Annotated in this window: 17 protein-coding genes; 13 read left to right on the forward strand and 4 right to left on the reverse strand. The window is 56.5% G+C overall.

Annotated elements, in window-relative coordinates:
- The first annotated feature begins 86 nt into the window (after nt 1-86).
- On the forward strand, nt 87-572 hold the full coding sequence (locus JW885_07825) for a regulatory protein RecX (protein ID MBN1882065.1): 486 nt from the start codon (nt 87-89) through the stop codon (nt 570-572).
- A gap of 165 nt (nt 573-737) precedes the next feature.
- Nucleotides 738-3,368 (forward strand): alanine--tRNA ligase, encoded by a 2,631-nt coding sequence (gene alaS / locus JW885_07830; protein ID MBN1882066.1) that lies wholly within the window; start codon nt 738-740, stop codon nt 3,366-3,368.
- A gap of 105 nt (nt 3,369-3,473) precedes the next feature.
- Here the strand turns inward: alaS and JW885_07835 are convergent, their stop codons facing one another.
- The 4 genes from JW885_07835 to JW885_07850 form a co-directional block, all read right to left on the reverse strand.
- Nucleotides 3,474-3,662 carry a DUF2892 domain-containing protein gene (locus tag JW885_07835; protein ID MBN1882067.1) on the reverse strand — a complete coding sequence of 63 codons (189 nt, stop codon included), beginning with the start codon at nt 3,660-3,662 and terminating at the stop codon, nt 3,474-3,476.
- Between the two features lie 215 nt (nt 3,663-3,877).
- The gene (locus JW885_07840; protein MBN1882068.1) at nt 3,878-4,228 is read right to left on the reverse strand and encodes a hypothetical protein; all 351 of its coding nucleotides are present in this window, start codon (nt 4,226-4,228) and stop codon (nt 3,878-3,880) included.
- An 815-nt stretch (nt 4,229-5,043) separates the two neighbouring features.
- Nucleotides 5,044-6,933 (reverse strand): tetratricopeptide repeat protein, encoded by a 1,890-nt coding sequence (locus tag JW885_07845; GenBank protein ID MBN1882069.1) that lies wholly within the window; start codon nt 6,931-6,933, stop codon nt 5,044-5,046.
- 6 nt (nt 6,934-6,939) lie between these two features.
- Entirely contained in the window at nt 6,940-7,221 is a 282-nt protein-coding gene (locus JW885_07850) for a septum formation initiator family protein (protein ID MBN1882070.1), read from the reverse strand.
- A gap of 271 nt (nt 7,222-7,492) precedes the next feature.
- Between JW885_07850 and JW885_07855 the strand changes: the two genes are divergently transcribed.
- The 11 genes from JW885_07855 (at nt 7,493) to uppS (ending at nt 19,495) form a co-directional block, all read left to right on the forward strand.
- Nucleotides 7,493-8,854: an amino acid permease gene (locus tag JW885_07855; GenBank protein MBN1882071.1), complete on the forward strand. Its 1,362-nt coding sequence runs from the start codon at nt 7,493-7,495 to the stop codon at nt 8,852-8,854.
- Nucleotides 8,855-9,035: 181 nt separating this feature from the next.
- Nucleotides 9,036-9,947: a peptidoglycan DD-metalloendopeptidase family protein gene (locus JW885_07860; GenBank protein MBN1882072.1), complete on the forward strand. Its 912-nt coding sequence runs from the start codon at nt 9,036-9,038 to the stop codon at nt 9,945-9,947.
- Between the two features lie 44 nt (nt 9,948-9,991).
- Complete coding sequence (locus tag JW885_07865) at nt 9,992-10,438, forward strand: hypothetical protein (GenBank protein ID MBN1882073.1); 447 nt, start codon at nt 9,992-9,994, stop codon at nt 10,436-10,438.
- A 194-nt stretch (nt 10,439-10,632) separates the two neighbouring features.
- On the forward strand, nt 10,633-13,557 hold the full coding sequence (gene secA / locus JW885_07870; protein MBN1882074.1) for a preprotein translocase subunit SecA: 2,925 nt from the start codon (nt 10,633-10,635) through the stop codon (nt 13,555-13,557).
- Between the two features lie 14 nt (nt 13,558-13,571).
- Complete coding sequence (gene argJ / locus JW885_07875; GenBank protein MBN1882075.1) at nt 13,572-14,759, forward strand: bifunctional glutamate N-acetyltransferase/amino-acid acetyltransferase ArgJ; 1,188 nt, start codon at nt 13,572-13,574, stop codon at nt 14,757-14,759.
- Nucleotides 14,740-15,672: a prenyltransferase gene (locus tag JW885_07880; GenBank protein ID MBN1882076.1), complete on the forward strand. Its 933-nt coding sequence runs from the start codon at nt 14,740-14,742 to the stop codon at nt 15,670-15,672. The genes argJ and JW885_07880 overlap by 20 nt, the downstream gene beginning before the upstream one ends.
- 221 nt (nt 15,673-15,893) lie before the next feature.
- Nucleotides 15,894-16,730: a 30S ribosomal protein S2 gene (rpsB, locus tag JW885_07885; GenBank protein MBN1882077.1), complete on the forward strand. Its 837-nt coding sequence runs from the start codon at nt 15,894-15,896 to the stop codon at nt 16,728-16,730.
- Between the two features lie 78 nt (nt 16,731-16,808).
- Entirely contained in the window at nt 16,809-17,411 is a 603-nt protein-coding gene (gene tsf, locus JW885_07890; GenBank protein ID MBN1882078.1) for a translation elongation factor Ts, read from the forward strand.
- A 44-nt stretch (nt 17,412-17,455) separates the two neighbouring features.
- On the forward strand, nt 17,456-18,184 hold the full coding sequence (locus JW885_07895; GenBank protein ID MBN1882079.1) for a UMP kinase: 729 nt from the start codon (nt 17,456-17,458) through the stop codon (nt 18,182-18,184).
- Nucleotides 18,181-18,738 carry a ribosome recycling factor gene (gene frr / locus JW885_07900; protein ID MBN1882080.1) on the forward strand — a complete coding sequence of 186 codons (558 nt, stop codon included), beginning with the start codon at nt 18,181-18,183 and terminating at the stop codon, nt 18,736-18,738. Before JW885_07895 ends, frr begins: the two co-directional genes overlap by 4 nt.
- 58 nt (nt 18,739-18,796) lie before the next feature.
- Nucleotides 18,797-19,495, forward strand: a complete 699-nt coding sequence (gene uppS, locus JW885_07905) for a di-trans,poly-cis-decaprenylcistransferase (GenBank protein MBN1882081.1) — start codon at nt 18,797-18,799, stop codon at nt 19,493-19,495.
- Nucleotides 19,496-19,636 lie beyond the last annotated feature (141 nt).

Consider the following 19,636-nt stretch of genomic DNA (forward strand, 5'->3'; position numbering starts at 1 on the left):
TCCTGGAGGAGCGAGACAGAAGCGGGAACGGGCCCGGTCATTCGGGCGGATTGTTTCCGGAGGCCGACCCCGAGCGGGAGCGGGTCATGGCCTCCGCGTTACGAAGCCTCGGGATGCGTGCTCACAGCACAGCCGAGTTGAAGAGAAAACTGTTATCCAAGCGGATGGATCCCGCCGTCGTATCAGATGTCATCGGGTATCTGATTGATCTCGGATACTTGAATGATCACGATTTTACCCGCCAGTTTGTCGAATACGGTTTCAGGCGAAAACTCTGGGGCGCTTTCAAGGTGCGGGCATCCCTGATGGAGCGGGGGGTGTCGAAGGAAATCGTGGATGAGCATCTTTGTGGGGGAGTTGTCGACGCATGGGAGCGGCAGGGGGCGAGGGAATTCGCGAGAAAGCGTGTCAGAAATCAACCGCGCCGTGATGAAATATTCCTCAAAAAGCTTACCACACAGCTGACCGGCCGGGGATTCGCCTGGGATATCGTATCGGAGGTGATCGCGGAGATCAAAAGCGGGGATATCGATGAGGGGTCGGACAATGAAGGGGGAGGGGAAAAGGGGTGATGATCGGCGGGGAGGGATGACGGAAGGGATGGGGATGGGGGGATGGAGACACAGGGGGATTGATTTTTTTCTCGACCTGTGCAATACTCTGACGACCGACAGGGGAGTGATATCCCCTTTTTCATATGAATGTATGTGACACCGACAGCAACAAAGCAGGCAGACATGAAAGGCAGTGAGATTAGAGAACGCTTTCTCTCCTATTTTGAAAAACAGGCGCACCGCCGGATTCGCTCGTCGTCATTGGTTCCGGAATCCGATCCGACATTGCTGTTTACCAACGCCGGGATGGTGCAGTTTAAAAATGTCTTCACCGGCGATGAAAAGCGGGAGTATGTTCGGGCCACCACCTCCCAGAAATGTCTCCGGGTCAGCGGCAAGCACAACGACCTGGAAAACGTGGGCGTGACCGCCCGACACCACACCTTCTTCGAAATGCTGGGCAATTTCTCCTTCGGTGATTACTTCAAGGAGGACGCCATCAAGTTCGGGTGGGAGTTTTTGACCGTGGATATGAAGCTTCCCACGGACAAGCTCTGGGTCACCGTGTTTCGTGATGATGACGAGGCATACGAAATCTGGCGGGATATCATACACGTCCCTGAAGAGCGCATCGTTCGGATGGGCGAAAAGGACAATTTCTGGGCGATGGGCGATACCGGCCCCTGCGGCCCCTGTTCCGAGATCATCATCGACCAGGGCGAGGAGATGTCCTGCGGGCCGGACTGCGGCCTGGAGACGTGCGATTGCGACCGATATCTTGAGCTGTGGAACCTGGTGTTCATGCAGTTTAACCGGGATGAATCGGGGGTGATGACGCCGCTCCCCAAGCCGAGCATCGACACTGGGATGGGCCTTGAGCGCATCGCCGCGGTCGTCCAGGGTGTCAAGAGCAACTACGATACGGACCTGTTTACGCCGATCATTCGGACCATCGAGGAGATATCGAAGGTTTCCATCGGCGACGATCCGAACAGCGATACATCGATTCGGGCCATCAGCGACCACTGCCGGGCCGCGGCGTTTCTCATCGCCGACGGCGTGCTGCCCACGAACGAGGGGCGGGGCTACGTGCTTCGCCGGATCATGCGGCGGGCGGCCAGGCACGGGCGGTTTTTGGGCATCGAAGAGCCGTTCATGTTCCGGGTGGCGGACGTGGTGGTGGATGAAATGCACCCGAGCTATCCGGAGCTTCTTGACAATCGATCATTCATCGCCCAGGTCGTCAAGGCGGAGGAGGAAAAATTCGGTGAGACGTTAGACGTTGGGTTGAAGCTCCTCACCGATGAAATAGAGGCCCTCAAAAAGAAAAAAGAGCGGGTGCTGTCGGGACAGGTGGCATTCAAGCTGTACGATACGTTCGGATTTCCCCTGGATCTGACCCAGGATATCATCAAGGCGGAAGAGATCGAGGTGGACGAGGCGGGGTTCGAGGCGGCCATGCGGGCCCAAAAGGAACAGTCCAAGGCGGCGTGGAAGGGCTCGGGAGACGATCAGGTGTCCGAGGCGTATCTCAAGCTTGCGGCGCGCGTGGGTCCCACAACCTTTACCGGCTACGGGTCGACGGAATCAAAATCTGTCATCACCGCCCTCCTGGTGGACGGTGCGGAGGTAAAGAAAATCGAAGAAGGGGACACGGCCGAGATCGTCGTGAAAGAGACCCCCTTTTACGCCGAAATGGGCGGGCAGGTGGGGGATGTGGGCGTCATCGAGTCGGATTCGTTTCAGTTTGTGGTGGACGATACGAAGAGACCCGCCGGCGATATGATTGTTCACACAGGCTCAATGAAAAAGGGAAGCGTCGCCGTGGGGGAGAACGTCACCCTCAGGGTCACATCTGAGCAACGCGCCAGAACCGAGGCGAACCACAGCGCGACGCACCTGCTGCACGCGGCCCTCAGGGAGGTGCTGGGTGATCATGTCAAGCAGGCGGGTTCGCTGGTATCTCCGGATCGGCTCCGGTTTGATTACAACCACTTCGGCCAGGTGACCGACCGGGAACTTCTCGCCGTGGAGGATATCGTCAATCGCCGCATCCGTGAAAATCACACCGTGACCGCCGCCGAAGAGTCCTACGACAAGGCGGTGGCCGAGGGGGCGACAGCCCTCTTCGGCGAGAAATACGGCGACGACGTTCGGGTGGTGAAGATCCCCGGCGTGTCGATGGAGCTGTGCGGCGGCACCCATGCCGACAGCACCGGTGAAATCGGCATGTTCAAAATCATCAGCGAGGGGTCCATCGCCTCGGGCGTGCGCCGCATCGAGGCGGTGACCGGGGCGGGCGCCCTGGAGCATGTCCGAATGCAGGAGAAGATACTCTCAGCCGTGACCGATATCCTCAAGACCACACCAAAGGAGGCGCCGGAGCGGGTGGAAAAGCTCCTGGGACATGTGAAGGCGCTCACCCGGGAGGTGGAAAAGCTCAAAAGCGGCGGGGGGAGACTGACCGTCCAGGACGTCATCGGGGACGCTCGGGAGAAAAACGGCGTGACCGTGGTAGCACGGGTGCTGGACGACATGGATCCGAAAAGCCTCCGAGAGTTTTCCGATCGCGTCAAGGACCGGATGGAAAAATCGATCATCGCCCTGGGCTCGGTGGCGGACGGTAAGGCGATCATTCTGGTGTCGATCACCGAGGATATCACAGGCACCTACAAGGCCAACGAGATCATCAAGGAGATGGCGGCAGAGGTCGGCGGCAAGGGCGGCGGTCGACCGGACATGGCCCAGGCCGGGGGTCCCAGGGGCGAGAACATCGAGCAGGCGATCAACAAGGTGTTCGACAGTATCGGGTAGAAAATAGATACGAAAAAAGCGGGACGAATCGCATGCACGATCCGTCCCGCTTTCGGACGAAATAATCTGACATACGGGGCGCACGACCTTTTCGGGTACAGCGCCCTATTTTTTTGCCTTACAGGTGTTGATCCCGAAGGGCACGTAGAGTCCGCACCTGCCAAGCGCCGCCGTGGCCAGGGGGATGACGCCGATCAATCCCCACCAGCTTTCGTAATACGCGCCCAGGCCGATGATGACGATGCCGACGGCGATCCTGATGAGCCGATCTATGGTTCCCACGTTTTCTTTCATGATACGCCTCCCTGTATTACATATGGAAACAAAACTCTTTTACTATTAAAATAATCTCTCACGGGAGTGAAGTCAATCCGCCTCCGAAAAAATCTCTCTCATCGAGGACGAAAGCACCGGGGGGATACACGTGTCGACGGGAAAGTACGCTGCGCGCTCCCATAAATACTCGTGGGCCGATCTTTCGTGTGAGGGTGAGGTGCCGTTGAGAGATGTTAGGAAACGTCGCTCGACGTCCCCTTTTTCATCCAGTCTCGGATGATGGATGCCGCAGTGGATTTGTGTATGGGCTCGAGGCTCTCTGCAGGGGGATCGGCGAGGAAGAACGCGCATAGATGCGCATCTCTCAGGATGGGACAGCGATTCTCGTCGAAGAAGGCGCTTCCCAGCCATGAGGCGTCCGGCCCGGAAAGAATCGTCTCCGGGAAAATCCAGTCCCGGTCTCGGCCCACAACCCAGATGAATCTTCCCTCCCGGGGAATCTTGATGGTGAAATAGCGTTCTCCGATGTGCGTGCGGGGATGCCCGTTTCGATCGCTCGTTAGCTCCCCGATGACCGCGCGCATACGCTCTGTTATGGGGGAGTACGTGTCGTATCGGCACATAGTATCGCCCGATGCCTTGTGAAAACGATGTTTGTACAAAAATATACATAAAAGTTTTTACTTTGTCAATAGGATTTTAACGGGAGGTATTTTGGCCCATTTTTTTGAAAATTTACAGAAAATGTCCCCGTACCTTTAAATCCAGCCCGTATAGAGGTATACATGCAGAAGAAATCACGTTGAGGAAAGCATGGAATACAACCGCATCAGGCTTCCAAACGGGAAACATTGTCAGCGGTGCGGCCGTCTGTATAAGGGTCTGTGGGAGCCGTTTTGTCCCGATTGCCGGGCGGAGAATGATACCGCGGGGGGCAGATGCACTCCGAGGAGTCGAGCCGGGATTTCGGTGATGTATGTACATCGCCCTCACAGCCGAAGGAGCACACGGTAAGGTAATTCTATCAGCCCCCTCACCTCCCCACCCTCGCATGAGGTATCTATGAGGAGGACGCTGTTTTTTTGCCCCGATCCCCCCGCTTTGTGTCCGTCGGGCCGGACGTCTTCCCACCTCCCGCACGCCGCCTCTGGAAGGGGGAGTGACTCCTTTTTTCGCACCCTCCTCCGGCTCCGCCGCCTTTTTTAGCACACGTCTTGTCGGGTGTCCCCCAATCCGCTCACCCCCCCGTCTTCCCGACTCGGATCGGCGGCGCCGTACCGTCCCATATCTCATCTTGTGCCGCCCGTCCCGAAACAGGGCGCAATCATCTGAAGCCCCGGCGTTTGATCGCCGCGGGATGTGCGGTTGGTGTGTTTAGAATGTGGGGGTCTATGGAATATTACAGGCTGGATTCGACGTACTTGAGCCAGCGATCGATAAACTGGCCGTAGGAAAGATAGAGGTTCCCCTCCAGGGCCTCTCCCATGGTTTCCCCGTCGCCCAGGTCGTCCAGCATGGTTTTGATATATGTCATGCCGTATTTCTTGATGATGAAGGCCGTGGCGGACAGGCTCATGTCGTACGCCTGGTACACCTCGGATTCGCCGAAGCCCATAAAGCTGGATTCATAGCGCATCAGGGGCGGGTCCTGCTCAAAGGTGCGGACGAATGTATATGTCGTCTCGTGGGCTTTTTCCACCGATTCTCCCTCGAAGTACTGGGCCAGCCCCTCGTTCAGCCACACGGGGCAGTTGCCGCCCGTCATCTCATAGACGACGGCGTGGGTGTATTCGTGGGTGACCACTTTTGTGAGCTCTTCGGAGTTTCCCTCGAGTCCCCTGACCGGAATGCGTATCTTGCCGTCATACACGCCACCGGACCAGTCCGGGGTGAGGGTGGCGGTATAGAAGTCCTCGTCCGTGTAGAGAATGACGGTAATCTTGTTCGATGGATAATGTCCCAGCTTGGCTCCGGTGGTGATGTAGATTTCTTCCAGGGTGATTTTAAGGAAGTGACCGACCGTCTTGGACGATACGCCCTCGTACTTGAAGATGAAGTGTTCGCCCTCGCTGATCTCATAGGATCCCTCCACCTCAAGCTCCCGCTCTATCTTCGAGACGTATGAAACGACCTCCTCATTCGTCGGGTTCATTTCCATATACGTGGTGAGATATGAGAGAGACTCCTCCAGTTTTTCCTGATTGTACAACACAACACCGAGGGCCAGCATGACCTCCGCATCGGAGGAATCGAGGGTGAGGGCCTTTTTATAGTATGATTCCGCCGAGACATAATCCCCCTCCTTTTCGATGACATAGCCCAGACCTTTATATATAAGCGGTTCGGTGTCATCGTACAACAGAGCGCTGGAAAAATAGGTCCGGGCCTGCTCGTAATCGGATGCGTTTGCCGCCTCCCATCCCCTCGTGGCGTAGCAGACCGCCACATTGTGACGGGACGAAGTGTCATTCGGATTTTTGGTCAATGCCGCAAGGAATGAAGAGAGGGCTTCGTCATACTTCTCTTCGTTATAGAGCCGTACTCCCTCGCTGTTCAGGGGCGAGGCCGGATTCTCCATCAGGCCTGATACAATATCATCCGCGGTTGTTCTCCCTTCGATTTCGATGGTTTCGGGCGTCGGTGGAACAACGGGCGGTGTCGTCGTGTCGGGGACTTCAGGTAAGGCCGGAACCTCCGACTCCGGCTCGGAAGCGGGGGGTTCTCCGTTTTCCTGCCTGTCGATGGGTGTATAATCAAAATCCTTATAAAACAGGGGGAGGACGAAAAGAACAAGCATGAAGACAATAATGAAGGCGAAGGCGATAAGATATCCCCACTTGACCTTGAATGTACTCGCCTTGGCCTCCAGCCTTTTTACCGACGTCGGCATCTCCAGCGGTTTCTCTTCCAGGTAGGAGCGGGAGACGGGCTGTTTCAGCTCCTCGATGAGCTTCCTTTTCTCCTCGGGGCTGGAGATTTTCGGGATGAACTTGAGGTTCGCCCCCATGCGGGAGAACTGACGGTCCAGCTCCATGGCCTTTTGACGGGACGCGGCCTTTGACACGGTCACCGGAAGGTTTTCAAGGCGGGAGAGGATCGTCTTGAGGTCCGCCGATGAAGATTGGGAGGCCAGGTACTTGGCGGTCTTCTTTTTCGCCTCGTAATCAGCAAACGAGTTGATAACGACGGTATAGGTATACTCGCTGAGGTTTTGAGGAAAAAAGGAGCCGCAGGAGGTGCAGCGGCGGGTTGTATTCGGGATGTTTATGCCGCAGGTTTTACAAAACATCTACTTCTACTCGGATGGAAAAATATAAACGGTTTCGCCCGGCCTGATCATTCCCAGGGTTGAGCGAATCACCCGCTCGAGATAGACCGGATTTTCAAGCTTGATCAGCTCCTCGGTCAGTTCCCTGTTTTCTTCTTCCAGAACGATAACCTCGTTGCTGATTTCACGCTGTTGTTCCTTCAGTGCGAGATAGGAAAAGAGACCCCGATCACCGAAGATCGTAAAGCCGATGATTACAAGCGATATGATTGCGGAGGTGATCAGCAGGGATCGTCCTGTCTTGGTCATATGGCGTGAGCTTTCGATATATAAAAATAAAAGTAAAAAGACACACGGAACGATGTGTATTCATGTTTCATGACAAATTGTAGCTCAAATAACATAATTAAGTCAAGTGTTATAACAATTTACATAAATAGTATAGCAATTATGGATCGATCGCCTCAAAGATGGGAAAATAGTGTTTTTTTAAGAGAGCTGTGTTTCATGCTTGACCTCGGGGAGGGTAATCGTACATGATAAAGGATAATTATTCTATTCGAGTCAGGAGGATTGAGCGGTGTCTGAAAAAAGTGTATTGGGTCTCAAGCGTGTGCTCGGGCTCAAGGAAGTGGTCGCCATCGAAGTGGGTCAGACCATCGGGGCCGGTGTGTTTGCAATGACCGGCATCGCCATCGGCATATGCGGCGCGGGTCTTCCCCTGGCCTATGCGCTGGCGGTGATACCGGTCGCGCTTCTGATGCTTCCCCTGGCGTTCCTTGGCGCGGCGATACCCACCGTGGGCGGCAACTATACCTATCCCAGCAGGCTGGTCTCGCCCATGGCGGCATTCATGGGGATATGGATTTACGCTCTCGGCGCGTTTTTCGGCTTTTTTCCCCTCTATGCAATCACCATGGTCGAGTACCTCAAGGCTTTTTTCCCGGAGATATCCGTCACGATCTGGTCCGTCGTATTCCTGACCGTTTTTTACGTCATCAATCTCTTCGGCGTGCGTCTTGCCGCCCAGCTCCAGGGGATCTTCGTGCTGATTCTCCTTTCCGCCCTGCTGATGTACATGACCAAGGGGATACCCGCGGTGTCCCTGGATTACTTCTCGATACTCTTCCCCCTGGGAGGCATGTCCGTTCTCTCGGCGGCGGCGCTTCTGACCTTTCCCTATCTGGGGGCGAACGCGGTCATCGAGCTGGGAGGGGAGATCAAGAATCCGGCCCGGGTCATCCCGGTGTCCCTGGTCATTTCGATATCCCTGGTGTTTGTCATATACGTAATCATGAGTGTCGTGGCGGTGGGGGTGACGGACTGGACGTTCTGCGCCGACCAGCCGCTGACCGAATCGGCCCGAGTGTTTCTGAGCGGCGGAGCGCTCGTCTATTTCATAGTGGCTGGTGCGCTCCTGGCGATCGCCACCACCCTGAACGCCACCTTTATGTGGGGTACCAAGTCACTTATGATCATCGGCAGGGATCGCCTCATGCCCCAGGTCCTGACCCGGGTCAATACGCGCTTCGGGACGCCGCACTATCTCCTGACGGCCATATGGCTGTGCGCCGTGGCGGCGGTGGTCAGCGGGCTGCCGGTCAAGGCGTTCGCCATATACGCGTCCATCGGCGGTTTGGTGGTCTTCATTCCGGTCTTGATCGCGGCGATCGTCCTGCCGAAGAAGCTTCCCGACCGCTACGAGGCGTCGCCTTTGAAGATACCGGTATGGCTCCTCATCGTCAGCGTAGTGCTGGGGATCGTGCTCTTTATGGGCGCCACGGTATCCCTCTTTGACGAGCTGATACGGACGAGCATGTTTATGACCTGGTTTTTCGTCTTCTGGGTGTGTCTGGGGATCGGCTACTACCTGACGGTGAAGGCATGGCTGAAGCGGAGGGGATTCGACCTGTCGGCACTGACACAAGATGTAGATTTCTAAAGGATTCCGCATACAATATATACATAAAAGAATCCCCACAATGTCGTAACGGTCGGAGATTATTATGGTTTTCCCTTGACTTTTATCCCCGTTATTGATACATATAAATTGGAAAGGTGTGTGTGGGCGTTAATTACGCCTCACGGAACATTCCTATAAAAAAAATATTCGGTATATCCACATGCTGAAAAAAAGATACTTTACCATCATGGTCGTACCCCAGAAGGCCGACCGGGTTCGTAAAATCCGCATTTCCAATTATCTCCTCTATACCCTCTCGGTCATTGCCCTGGGTATTCTCATCACCGCCAGCGTCATGCTCTATAACTACATGGATATTTATACGAAGGCGAGGGAGGTGACGGAGCTTCGAGAAAAGAACCGCGAGCTGCGGGATCAAATCCAGGAGTTCTCGTTGAAGATCGAGGACCTGAACGAACAGATGGACAAGATCAGTCAGTTCGACGAGAAGCTGCGTATTATCACCAACATCGGCGAGTTCGGTGAGGGCGAGGAGATTTTCGGCATAGGCGGCCCGATCATGGAGGGGGGGGAGAGCGTGACCGAGCTCGACAAGCGGCACGATTCCCTCATCAAGGAGATTCGCGTCGACCTGGAAAATCTCCAGGAGGAATCAAAGATACGGGAGGAGAGCCTCCAGGAGCTGCTGAGCTATCTGGAGGATCAGAAGAACCTCCTCAACTCCACGCCGTCGGTCTGGCCCACCCGAGGATTCGTCACGTCCGGCTTCGGATACCGGCGCTCTCCCTATACAAAGACCCTCAAGATGCACGAGGGGCTTGACATCGCCAACAAGACCGGCACAAACATCACGGCGACCGCGGACGGCGTGGTGGTATTCGCCGGGATCGAGAGCGGGTACGGCAAGATGCTCACCATCGACCACGGATACGGCCTGATGACCCGGTATGGCCATCTCGATACGATTCTGGTCAAGGAGGGGGATCGGGTCAGCCGGGGGGACAAGCTGGGCACCGTGGGCTGTACGGGATTGTGCACCGGCCCGCACCTCCATTATGAGGTCCGGGTAAACGGCGTTCCGGTCAATCCGATGAACTATATTCTCAACTGAGGGGTGTAAATAGCAGGCTGTACAAGAAGAAATAAACGGAGAATATGCAGAACACCAACGAGCCGTCGTCTTTCATAATCAGCGAATCATCATCTTTGAACGCCCAGGAGTCTTTTTTTATTATAATAAGACTCCTGACGTGTTTTGTCGGGATTGCGGTTCTTCTCACCGGACTCGGATTCATCATCGTCGCGATCAAGGAAATATACCAGGCCATTATGAGCCCGGAAACCATTACACCCGTTATTGAACAGTGGGTTGAATTTTTCAGCACAAGCGGGTTGGTAATGGGGCGGGAGGGGTATTTTATCCCCGTGGAAGTTATATCCACCGGTCTGGTATTTATTGCCGGTTTTTTACTTGCCTCGATTCTATTGAAGTTAGTAACGACCGGGGCGAAAATCATCGCCCATGCTTCAATCGGAAAGGCGGCGATGTCACGGATGATCGATGAGGCCGTTAAAAAACAAATGCAGTCCCACGGCCGATAGTAATGGTAAAAGTCGATCCCGGGTGGCACATTCATTCTATGTAAGAGGGGTGGCATAGGGATTTCATCTTATGGACCGATAAAAACGTAATAGATAAAAATGAATGATTCGACCCCGAAGGAGTTTACCTCCATCGGGGTTTCGTGTATAATTATAAGGTTACGGATATATCGAGAGAGAGAAAGGGAGACGCCATGCTGAGCGGTCTTTTACGGAAGATATTCGGCTCGCAGAATGAGCGGGAGCTCAAACGCATCATTCCGCTTGTTGAGGATATAAACGACCTGGAACCGGAGGTGATGTCGCTGACCGACGTGGAACTCAGGGCCAGGACGGAACAGTTCAAAAAGCGGCTGGAAGAGGGATGGAGTCTGGACGATCTGCTGCCCGAGGCGTTCGCCGTGGTGCGGGAGGCGTCCCGCCGGGTTTTGGGCCTCCGGCATTTCGACGTCCAGCTTATCGGCGGCATCGTCCTGCACCACGGAAAAATCGCCGAGATGAAGACCGGCGAGGGGAAGACGCTCGTGGCGACCCTCTCCGCCTACCTGAACGCCCTGACCGGACGGGGCGTCTATATTGTGACCGTCAACGACTACCTTGCCCGGCGGGACCGCGAATGGATGGGCCGGATTTTCGAGTTTCTGGGATTGACCGTGGGCGTCATCCTCCACGATATGGACGACGCCGCACGGAAAGAGGCGTATGCCTCTGATGTGGTGTACGGTACCAATAACGAGTTCGGCTTCGATTACCTCCGGGACAACATGAAGTACGATCTGTCGCACTACGTTCAGCGGGAGCCCTTTTATGCCATCGTGGATGAGGTGGACTCCATCCTCATCGACGAGGCCCGGACGCCGCTGATCATCTCCAGCCAGGTGGAGCAGGACCTGCACCAGTACGATCAGCTCAAGCCGGTCATCAAGAAGCTGGTCTCCCGCCAGAAGGAGGCGATCGCCGCGATCTTCAATAGGGCCATGAGCGCCGAAAAGGATGACGAAGACGAGGGGATGTTCCTCAATCTCATCAAGGTGGAAAAGGGGGATCCCAAGAACAAGCGGTTTTTGAAGTATACGGCGGACAATAAATCCACAAAAAAGGAGATGATGCGCTGGGAGAGCCTCTACACCCGGGACAAGATGACCTCAGAATTCGAGACGGGGCTCTACTACATCTTTTCGGACAAGGAGCACAACGTCTCCTTTACCGAACAGGGACAGGCCGTCATCAGAGAGTCGGTGGGCGAGCTCTTCGACGGCATGGACATCAACGAGGAATACATCAAGATAGAGCAGGACGAATCCCTTTCGCCTCAACAGAGAGAGGAGAAAAAGAAAAAGATCGGCGCCGAATTTGAAGATAAGTCGCTCAAGATACACAACATGTCCCAATTGCTGAAGGCCTATACCCTCTTCGAGCGGGACGTGGAATATGTGGTGCACAACGACGAGGTGATCATCGTGGACCAGTTCACCGGGCGCATGATGCCCGGACGCCGGTTCAGCGACGGACTTCACCAGGCCCTTGAGGCCAAGGAGGGGGTGACCATCGCCAAGGCCACCCGCACCGTCGCTACCGTGACCCTCCAGAACTATTTTCGGCTCTTCGAGAAGCTGGCGGGCATGACCGGTACCGCGGACACCGAGGCAGAGGAATTCGCCAAGGTCTATGAGCTGCAGGTGATGGTCATCCCCACCAACAAGCCGCTCAGGAGGGATGAGTTCTCGGACGTTATATACAAGACGGAAAACGGGAAGTTCCTGGCCGTGGCCGACGAGATCGCCGAGCTTCACGGTGAGGGGCAGCCGGTGCTGGTCGGCACCACGTCGATTGACAAATCGGAAAAGCTCTCGCGCCTGTTGAAGCTGAGGAAAATACCGCACCAGGTACTCAACGCCAAGCATCACGAGCGGGAGGCGGAGATCGTCGCCGGGGCGGGGCAGCGGGGAAGCGTCACCATCGCCACCAACATGGCGGGCCGCGGCACCGACATCGTCCTGGGTGACGAAGTGCCGGATTTGGGCGGTCTTCATATCATCGGCACCGAGCGCCACGAGAGCCGGCGCATCGACAACCAGCTTCGGGGCCGGGCGGGCCGGCAGGGCGATCCGGGATCGTCCCAGTTCTATCTCTCGTTGGAAGACGACCTCCTCAGGATATTCGGGGCCGACCGCATCACGTCCGTCATGGACCGGATGGGCATGCAGGAGGGGGAATCCATCGAGCACGGTCTTCTGACCAGGGCCATCGAAAGCGCCCAGACGAAGGTCGAGGCGAACAACTTCGGCATCCGGAAGAATCTCCTGGAATACGACGACGTGATGAACAAGCAGCGGGAAACCATCTATCGGCGCCGCCGGGAAATTCTGAGTGAGGACGACATCGCGGAAGACATCCTGGAGATGATCGAAGAGAAGGTGGACGAGATTATCTATACCTTTACCGACGGGAAGGGCTACCTGGAGGATTGGGACTCTATTGGTCTCGCGGAATCGGTTCTCAGGTTCTTCTCCATCGCCATCGATCCCTCCGATCCGAAGCTCTCCGACATACCACGGGATGAATTTCACGAATGGCTGCTGGATCGGGTGCTCTCGGTCTATAAGGCAAAGGAAGAGCACATCGAGCCGCAGCTGATGCGCCGCCTGGAAAAAATTATCATGCTTCAGAGCCTTGATACCGCGTGGCGGGAACATCTGGAGGGCATGGATCAGCTCAAGGAGGGCATCGGCCTGCGCGCCTACGGTCAGAGAAATCCCCTTATCGAGTATCAGCGGGAGGGATATGATCTTTTTCAGGAGATGGGCGAGAGCGTCAAGGGGGATGTGATCGCGAAGCTCTTCCGGGTGCAGGTGGCCCGGGATGAGGCTCAGCGTCAGGACCTGCAGCGGGACCGCATGAACCTGGTGCATCGATCCGTGACGGATACCATGTCCCGGACGGCGGCGGCCGAGAGCGGGGAGGGACTCCCGCAGTCCCGCCCAGAGATGCGTCCGCCGGGGGAAAAGCAGAAGACCGTCGTCCGTGAGGGAGAAAAGGTGGGCAGAAACGATCCGTGCCCCTGCGGCAGCGGGAAGAAATACAAGAAATGCTGCGGCGTCACCGCAGCGACGGGATAACGGGAGGGACGGATATGAGTGACGCGGAGCATTTTGTCTGTCCCGGATTTCGGGCGGCGGGGTGTGCATGCGGGATCAAGAAAAACGGGGATGCTGACCTGGCCCTGATCGCCGCCGATGAACCGGCGACAGCCGCCGCGGTGTTCACAAAGAACCGCGTGAAGGCGGCGCCGATCCTGGTGGCCTCGGAGAGGGTCGAGGGGGGACGGACCCGGGCGGTACTAATAAACAGCGGAAACGCCAACGCCTGCACCGGCGAGGGGGGTCTCTCGGCCGCGCGGAAGGTTACCCGTGCCGTGGCGGATATCCTGGGATGTGTGGAGGAACTCGTGGTGCCCGCCTCCACCGGCGTCATCGGCGCTCTATTGCCGGTTGACCCGGTTCTCTCCTCCCTTGATGGGCTCAACCGTGCCCTTTCTCCCACGGGATTCGTCGATGCGGCCCGGGCGATCATGACCACCGATACGTTCCCGAAATTGTCCCGCCGTTCGGTGCTCGTCGGGGATCGTGAATACAGTGTTCTCGGCTTCGCCAAGGGCGCGGGCATGATCCGTCCGGACATGGCGACGATGCTCTCTTTCGTCGTCACCGATGCCCCGATTTCAAAAGGCATGCTGCAGCATGCTCTGGGAGACGCCGTCAACGGCACGTTCAACACCGTCACCGTGGACGGCGATACCAGCACCAACGACATGGCACTGGCCTTGGCCGGGGGACGGGGGGATCCGCTTTCCGGGGCCGGGATGGACACATGGTGTGAGGGTCTTTTCGGCGTCCTCTCGGAGCTTTCCGGGATGATCGTCAAAGACGGTGAGGGGGCGACGAAGTGCGTCACCGTGATCGTGAGAGGCGCTCCCGATACTCACACCGCGCGGCACGCCGCCTTCGCCGTGGCGGAGTCTCCCCTGGTCAAGACCGCCTTTTTCGGCGGCGACCCGAACTGGGGGCGCATCATGGGGGCGCTGGGGATGGTACCCGGCGATTTCGACCCGAACCGGGCCGATATTTCCATCAATGATGTGCCGGTGGCTGTGGATGGTCTGGGAGCCGGCGCCGAGGCGGAACGGGCTGCGGCCGGCATTATGGCGGGCCCGGAGTTCAGCGTACATATCGATCTGAAGTCGGGTAACGGCTCGTTTTCGGTCATGACCACCGATCTTTCGTGCGATTATGTGAGGATAAATGCAGATTACAGAAGCTGAAAGCAGGATCGCCCTTATTGTTCGGGCCGTCAGGGTCCCGTTTTTTACCGCAACGCTGGTGCCGATTTCCATCGGGGCCGCAGAGGCCGCCCGACAGGGTCGGTTTGATATCGTGCTTTTTCTCGCGTGTCTCATCGGTGGGGTGCTGTTTCAGGCGTCCTCCAACGTGCTCAACGACTATTTCGATCACCGGGGCGGCACCGATACCATCAACCGGTATTACAATACCTTCTCCGGGGGGAGCCGCCTGATCCAGGAGGAGAAACTCTCGCCGAAGGAAACCCTGATCCTGGGGAGCGTACTGCTGTGTGTAGGGATGTGTATCGGCATCGGGCTGACGTTCGTGTCCGGCCCACGGCTGTTGATCATCGGCGGTATCGGCGTGCTGCTGGTGGTGATCTACTCCATAGACCGTGTGGGCCTCGCCTACATCGGCCGTGGGCTGGGGGAGCTCGCCATCGGCCTCGGATTCGGACCCGTGATGATACTGGGGACCTGTTATGTATTGACCTGTGGCTTTACGGAGGCTGCGTGGTGGCTCTCCATCCCCACGGCGATCCTGATCATCCTGGTGTTGTATATCAACGGCTACCCCGATTACGACGCGGACAGGGCCACCGGCAAAAAGACCCTCCCGGTGACGCTGGGGCGTTCCGCCGCACGCTTCGGATACGCCCTGGGATTGTTTCTTGCGTATGCGGCCATCGTCGTCGGCGTTGTTCTGGATATCATTCCGACCTGGTCTCTCCTCGCCCTGATTCCGATGCCCCTGGCTTTCGCCGCCGTGCGGGAGCTGTGGCGGGTGTATGACGACCCAAGGGCGGTGGTGGGGGTGTGTGCGAAGACCATTCTCATTCATCTGACGACCGGCCTGTTGATCGTCACAGGTCTTGTGCTGGATATATATCTCTGATCGCCCGAAATTGAGTGTCCGGGCGGTTTTCTGTTGCGCAAGGAAGATATTTGTGCTAATAATTTAAAATTCGTGACCAATACGCACGCCCCGAGGGGGAACAGGGATGGTGGCCTTTCGGATGTGGTCGTCGCTTGTGTGAATACAACGACTGCCGATCCATCGGGCTCCCGGGTTCCAGCGGGGCGGTGGTACAAACCGAAATGGAGGAGGAACATTCCATGAGTGCAGTTACAATGAAGGAACTTCTGGAGGCCGGTGTGCATTTCGGCCACCAGACGAAACGCTGGAATCCGAAGATGAAGCCGTACATCTTCGGCGCCCGAAACGGCATCTACATCATCGATCTGCAAAAAACCATCGCGGAATTCGATAAGGCCTACCAGTTTATCTCAAAAGTCGCGTTCAGCGGCGGCACAATCCTCTATGTGGGAACCAAGCGCCAGGCCCAGCAGGCGATTATGGAAGAGGCGATACGGGCCGGTATGCACTACGTCACCGGACGGTGGTTGGGCGGAACTCTGACCAACTTCGTGACGATAAAGAACAGCATCGATCGCCTGAAGCGCCTCGAGGTGTTTCTGAATGATGAGGCCGCCGAGGCGTTGACGAAAAAGGAGCGGCTCGGACGCACCCGGGAGATGGAAAAGCTCAACAAGAACCTGGGCGGCATCAAGGAGATGACGAAGCTTCCGGACGCGGTCTTCGTCGTCGATCCCAGAAAAGAGCGTATCGCCGTGAACGAGGCGAAGAAGCTCGGTATCCCGGTCATCGCCGTGATAGATACCAACTGTGATCCGGACCCGATCGACTACATCATCCCCGGCAACGACGACGCCATCCGGTCCATCCGACTCTTTTCCTCGAAGCTGACAAATGCGATCATTCAGGGTCGCCAGCAGTCCAAGCGGGAGGTGGCCCCCGATACGGGCGAGGAGCCGGATAAGGCCGACGAGGCGCAGGAGACAAAAGCCGAGGAGAAGCCGGAGCCGGAAGCGGCGGAGACAAATGAGGCGGAAACCGTCCCGGACGATTCTCCGGAAGAAAAAGACGAATAGAAACACACAATACCACCGAGGCGAAAGAGACAATTCGCGTGCGCATATAACCAGAGAGCGCATCCTGAGGAGATGAACATGGAAATCAGTGCGAAAATGGTCAAAGACCTGAGAGATAAAACCGGTGCAGGCATGATGGACTGCAAATCCGCCCTCTCCGAGGCCGGGGGCGACATGGAGAAGGCCGTCGATATTCTGAGGACGAAGGGCCTCTCCAAGGCGGCAAAAAGGGCCGGGCGGGCGGCCAACGAGGGCGTTATCGGCTCATATATTCACATGGGTGGGAAGATCGGCGTCATGGTGGAGGTCAACTGCGAGTCGGACTTCGTCGCCAGCAACGAGGACTTTCAGGCCTTTGTAAAGGACGTCGCCATGCATATCGCCGCGTCCAGTCCCCTCTTCGTCACGAAAGACGAGGTCCCGGACGAGATGCTCGAGCGGGAGAAGGATATCTATCGCGCGCAGGCGAAGGAATCCGGAAAGCCCGACAAGGTGATCGATAAGATCATCGAGGGGAAGATCGGCAAGTATTACACGGAGGTCTGTCTCTTGGAGCAGCCCTTCGTCAAGGATACGGATATCACCGTTCAGGATTACCTGAACAATATCATCGCCACCATCGGTGAGAACATCATCATTCGACGTTTCGTCCGCTACCAGATGGGCGAAGAAACAGACTAATTCCACCGGGAGATGTTTTCAAAGGTCGTCGTCTGGAGGGACATATTACCACATCCGCCTACAAACGGGTTCTCCTCAAGCTTTCCGGCGAAGTGCTGGCGGGCGAGGACCCCTTCGGCATCAACCACCGGGCCATCACCTACATCACCGGTGAGGTGAAGGCGGCGGCCCAAACCGGCGTTCAGATGGCGCTGGTCGTGGGCGGGGGTAACATTTTTCGTGGGGTGGAGGTGGCGGCGGATTCGGGCGGGATGAATCGTACCGTGGGCGACCATATGGGAATGCTCGCGACGGTGATAAACTCGCTTGCCCTGCAGTCATATCTCGAACGGGCGGGCCTCGAAACCCGGGTACAGTCGGCCATCGAAATACAGGCGGTTGCCGAATCCTACATCAGGAGACGCGCCGTCAGGCATCTGGAAAAGGGGAGAATCGTCATCTTCGCCGGCGGGACCGGGAATCCCTACTTCACCACGGATACCGCGGCGTCCCTTCGGGCCATGGAGATCGACGCGGAGGTACTCCTGAAGGCCACGAAGGTGGACGGCGTGTATGACAAGGACCCGATGGTTCATGCGGACGCCGTCATGTTCGACACCCTCACCTATCTGGAGGCCCTGAATCGCGGTTTGAGGGTGATGGACTCCACGGCCCTGTCATTATGTATGGACAACAAGTTTCCAATCGTCGTCTTTAACCTGCTGAAAGCCGGAAACGTCAAAAACGTCATCTCCGGAAAACATATTGGGACAATCGTGAGAGGTGAGGAATAATGCAAGAGGTTCTGGAAGAGTTACGACAGGGCATGGATAAATCAATCGATTCGTTCAATTCCGAGCTTGCCAAGGTGCGTACGGGCCGTGCGTCCACGGCGCTCCTTGACGGGATCAAGGTCGACTATTACGGTACTCCCACACCTCTGAACCAGCTGGCGACGATCTCGGCCCCGGAAAGCCGTCTGATCACCATTCAGCCTTGGGATATCAACTCCATCGGCGAGATCGAAAAGGCGATAATGAAGTCCGACCTGGGCCTAACGCCCCAGAATGACGGGAAAATCATTCGCATCACCATTCCGACCCTCACCGAGGAACGCAGGAAAGAGCTGGTCAAACTGGTCAAGAATATGGCGGAGGACTACCGGGTGGCCCTTCGCAACCAGCGTCGGGACAGCAACGATTTCCTCAAAGAGCTTAAAAAAGAAAAAGAAATCTCCGAGGACGACTTCTTCCGACTCCAGGACAGGGTACAGGAAGTAACCGACGAGTATGTAAAGAAGGTCGACGAGCTGGTGAAACAAAAAGAACAAGAAATAATGGAGATATAAATCATTGTCGGCACAGGACCTTGGAATTGACAAGCTCCCCCGTCATGTGGCCATTATTATGGATGGAAACGGACGATGGGCCACGGATCGCGACCTCAAGCGTGTCGAGGGACACCGACGGGGAAGCGAAGTCGTAAAAAAGATCATCGATTTCAGCAAAGATATCGGCATCGAGGTCCTGACACTGTATGCCTTCTCAGAGGAAAACTGGCACCGCCCCCATGAAGAGGTCACGGCCCTGATGGATATTCTGGCGAATTACCTGAGCTCGGAATTCGAGCGGATGGTGAATGAGGGGCTGAGGCTCCACACCATCGGGAGAATAGACAAGCTCCCCGGGAATGTCCAGGATATCATCAACGCCGGCAAGAAGGTCACGAAGAAAAACACCGGGATGGTCTTCAACCTCGCCCTCTCGTACGGCTCTCGGGAGGAGATCGTCAGGGCCCTTCGTGAAATAGCCGAAGATGTCCGCCGGGGAGAAATCCTCCCGGATGATATCGACGAAGCCCTGATCTCGAGCCATCTCTATACCAACGATCTGCCTGATCCGGACCTGCTCATCCGGACCAGCGGTGAGTTTCGCGTGTCCAATTTCCTGCTGTATCAGATCGCGTACACGGAAATATTTATAACCAAAACCCTCTGGCCGGATTTTACCGTAGAGGAATACACGGAGATACTCAAAGACTACGCCGGGAGGGAGCGACGGTTCGGTCGCACCGGAGAGCAGGTGCGCGAGGACGGAGACCGGTAAGGGGGTGTGGGGGCAGAGAGGGGAAGCGTAAAAAGGGGGGGAATTGGAGGGTCGGTAGGCGGGTAAAAGGGAGAGGGAGTGGGGAGGAAGAGGAAAGAGGGGGGAGAATGGGAGCCGGGATCCCGCCGCGCCCCGCACAGG

Source organism: Candidatus Zymogenaceae bacterium (assembly GCA_016931225.1).
GTDB lineage: Bacteria > Desulfobacterota > Zymogenia > Zymogenales > Zymogenaceae > JAFGFE01.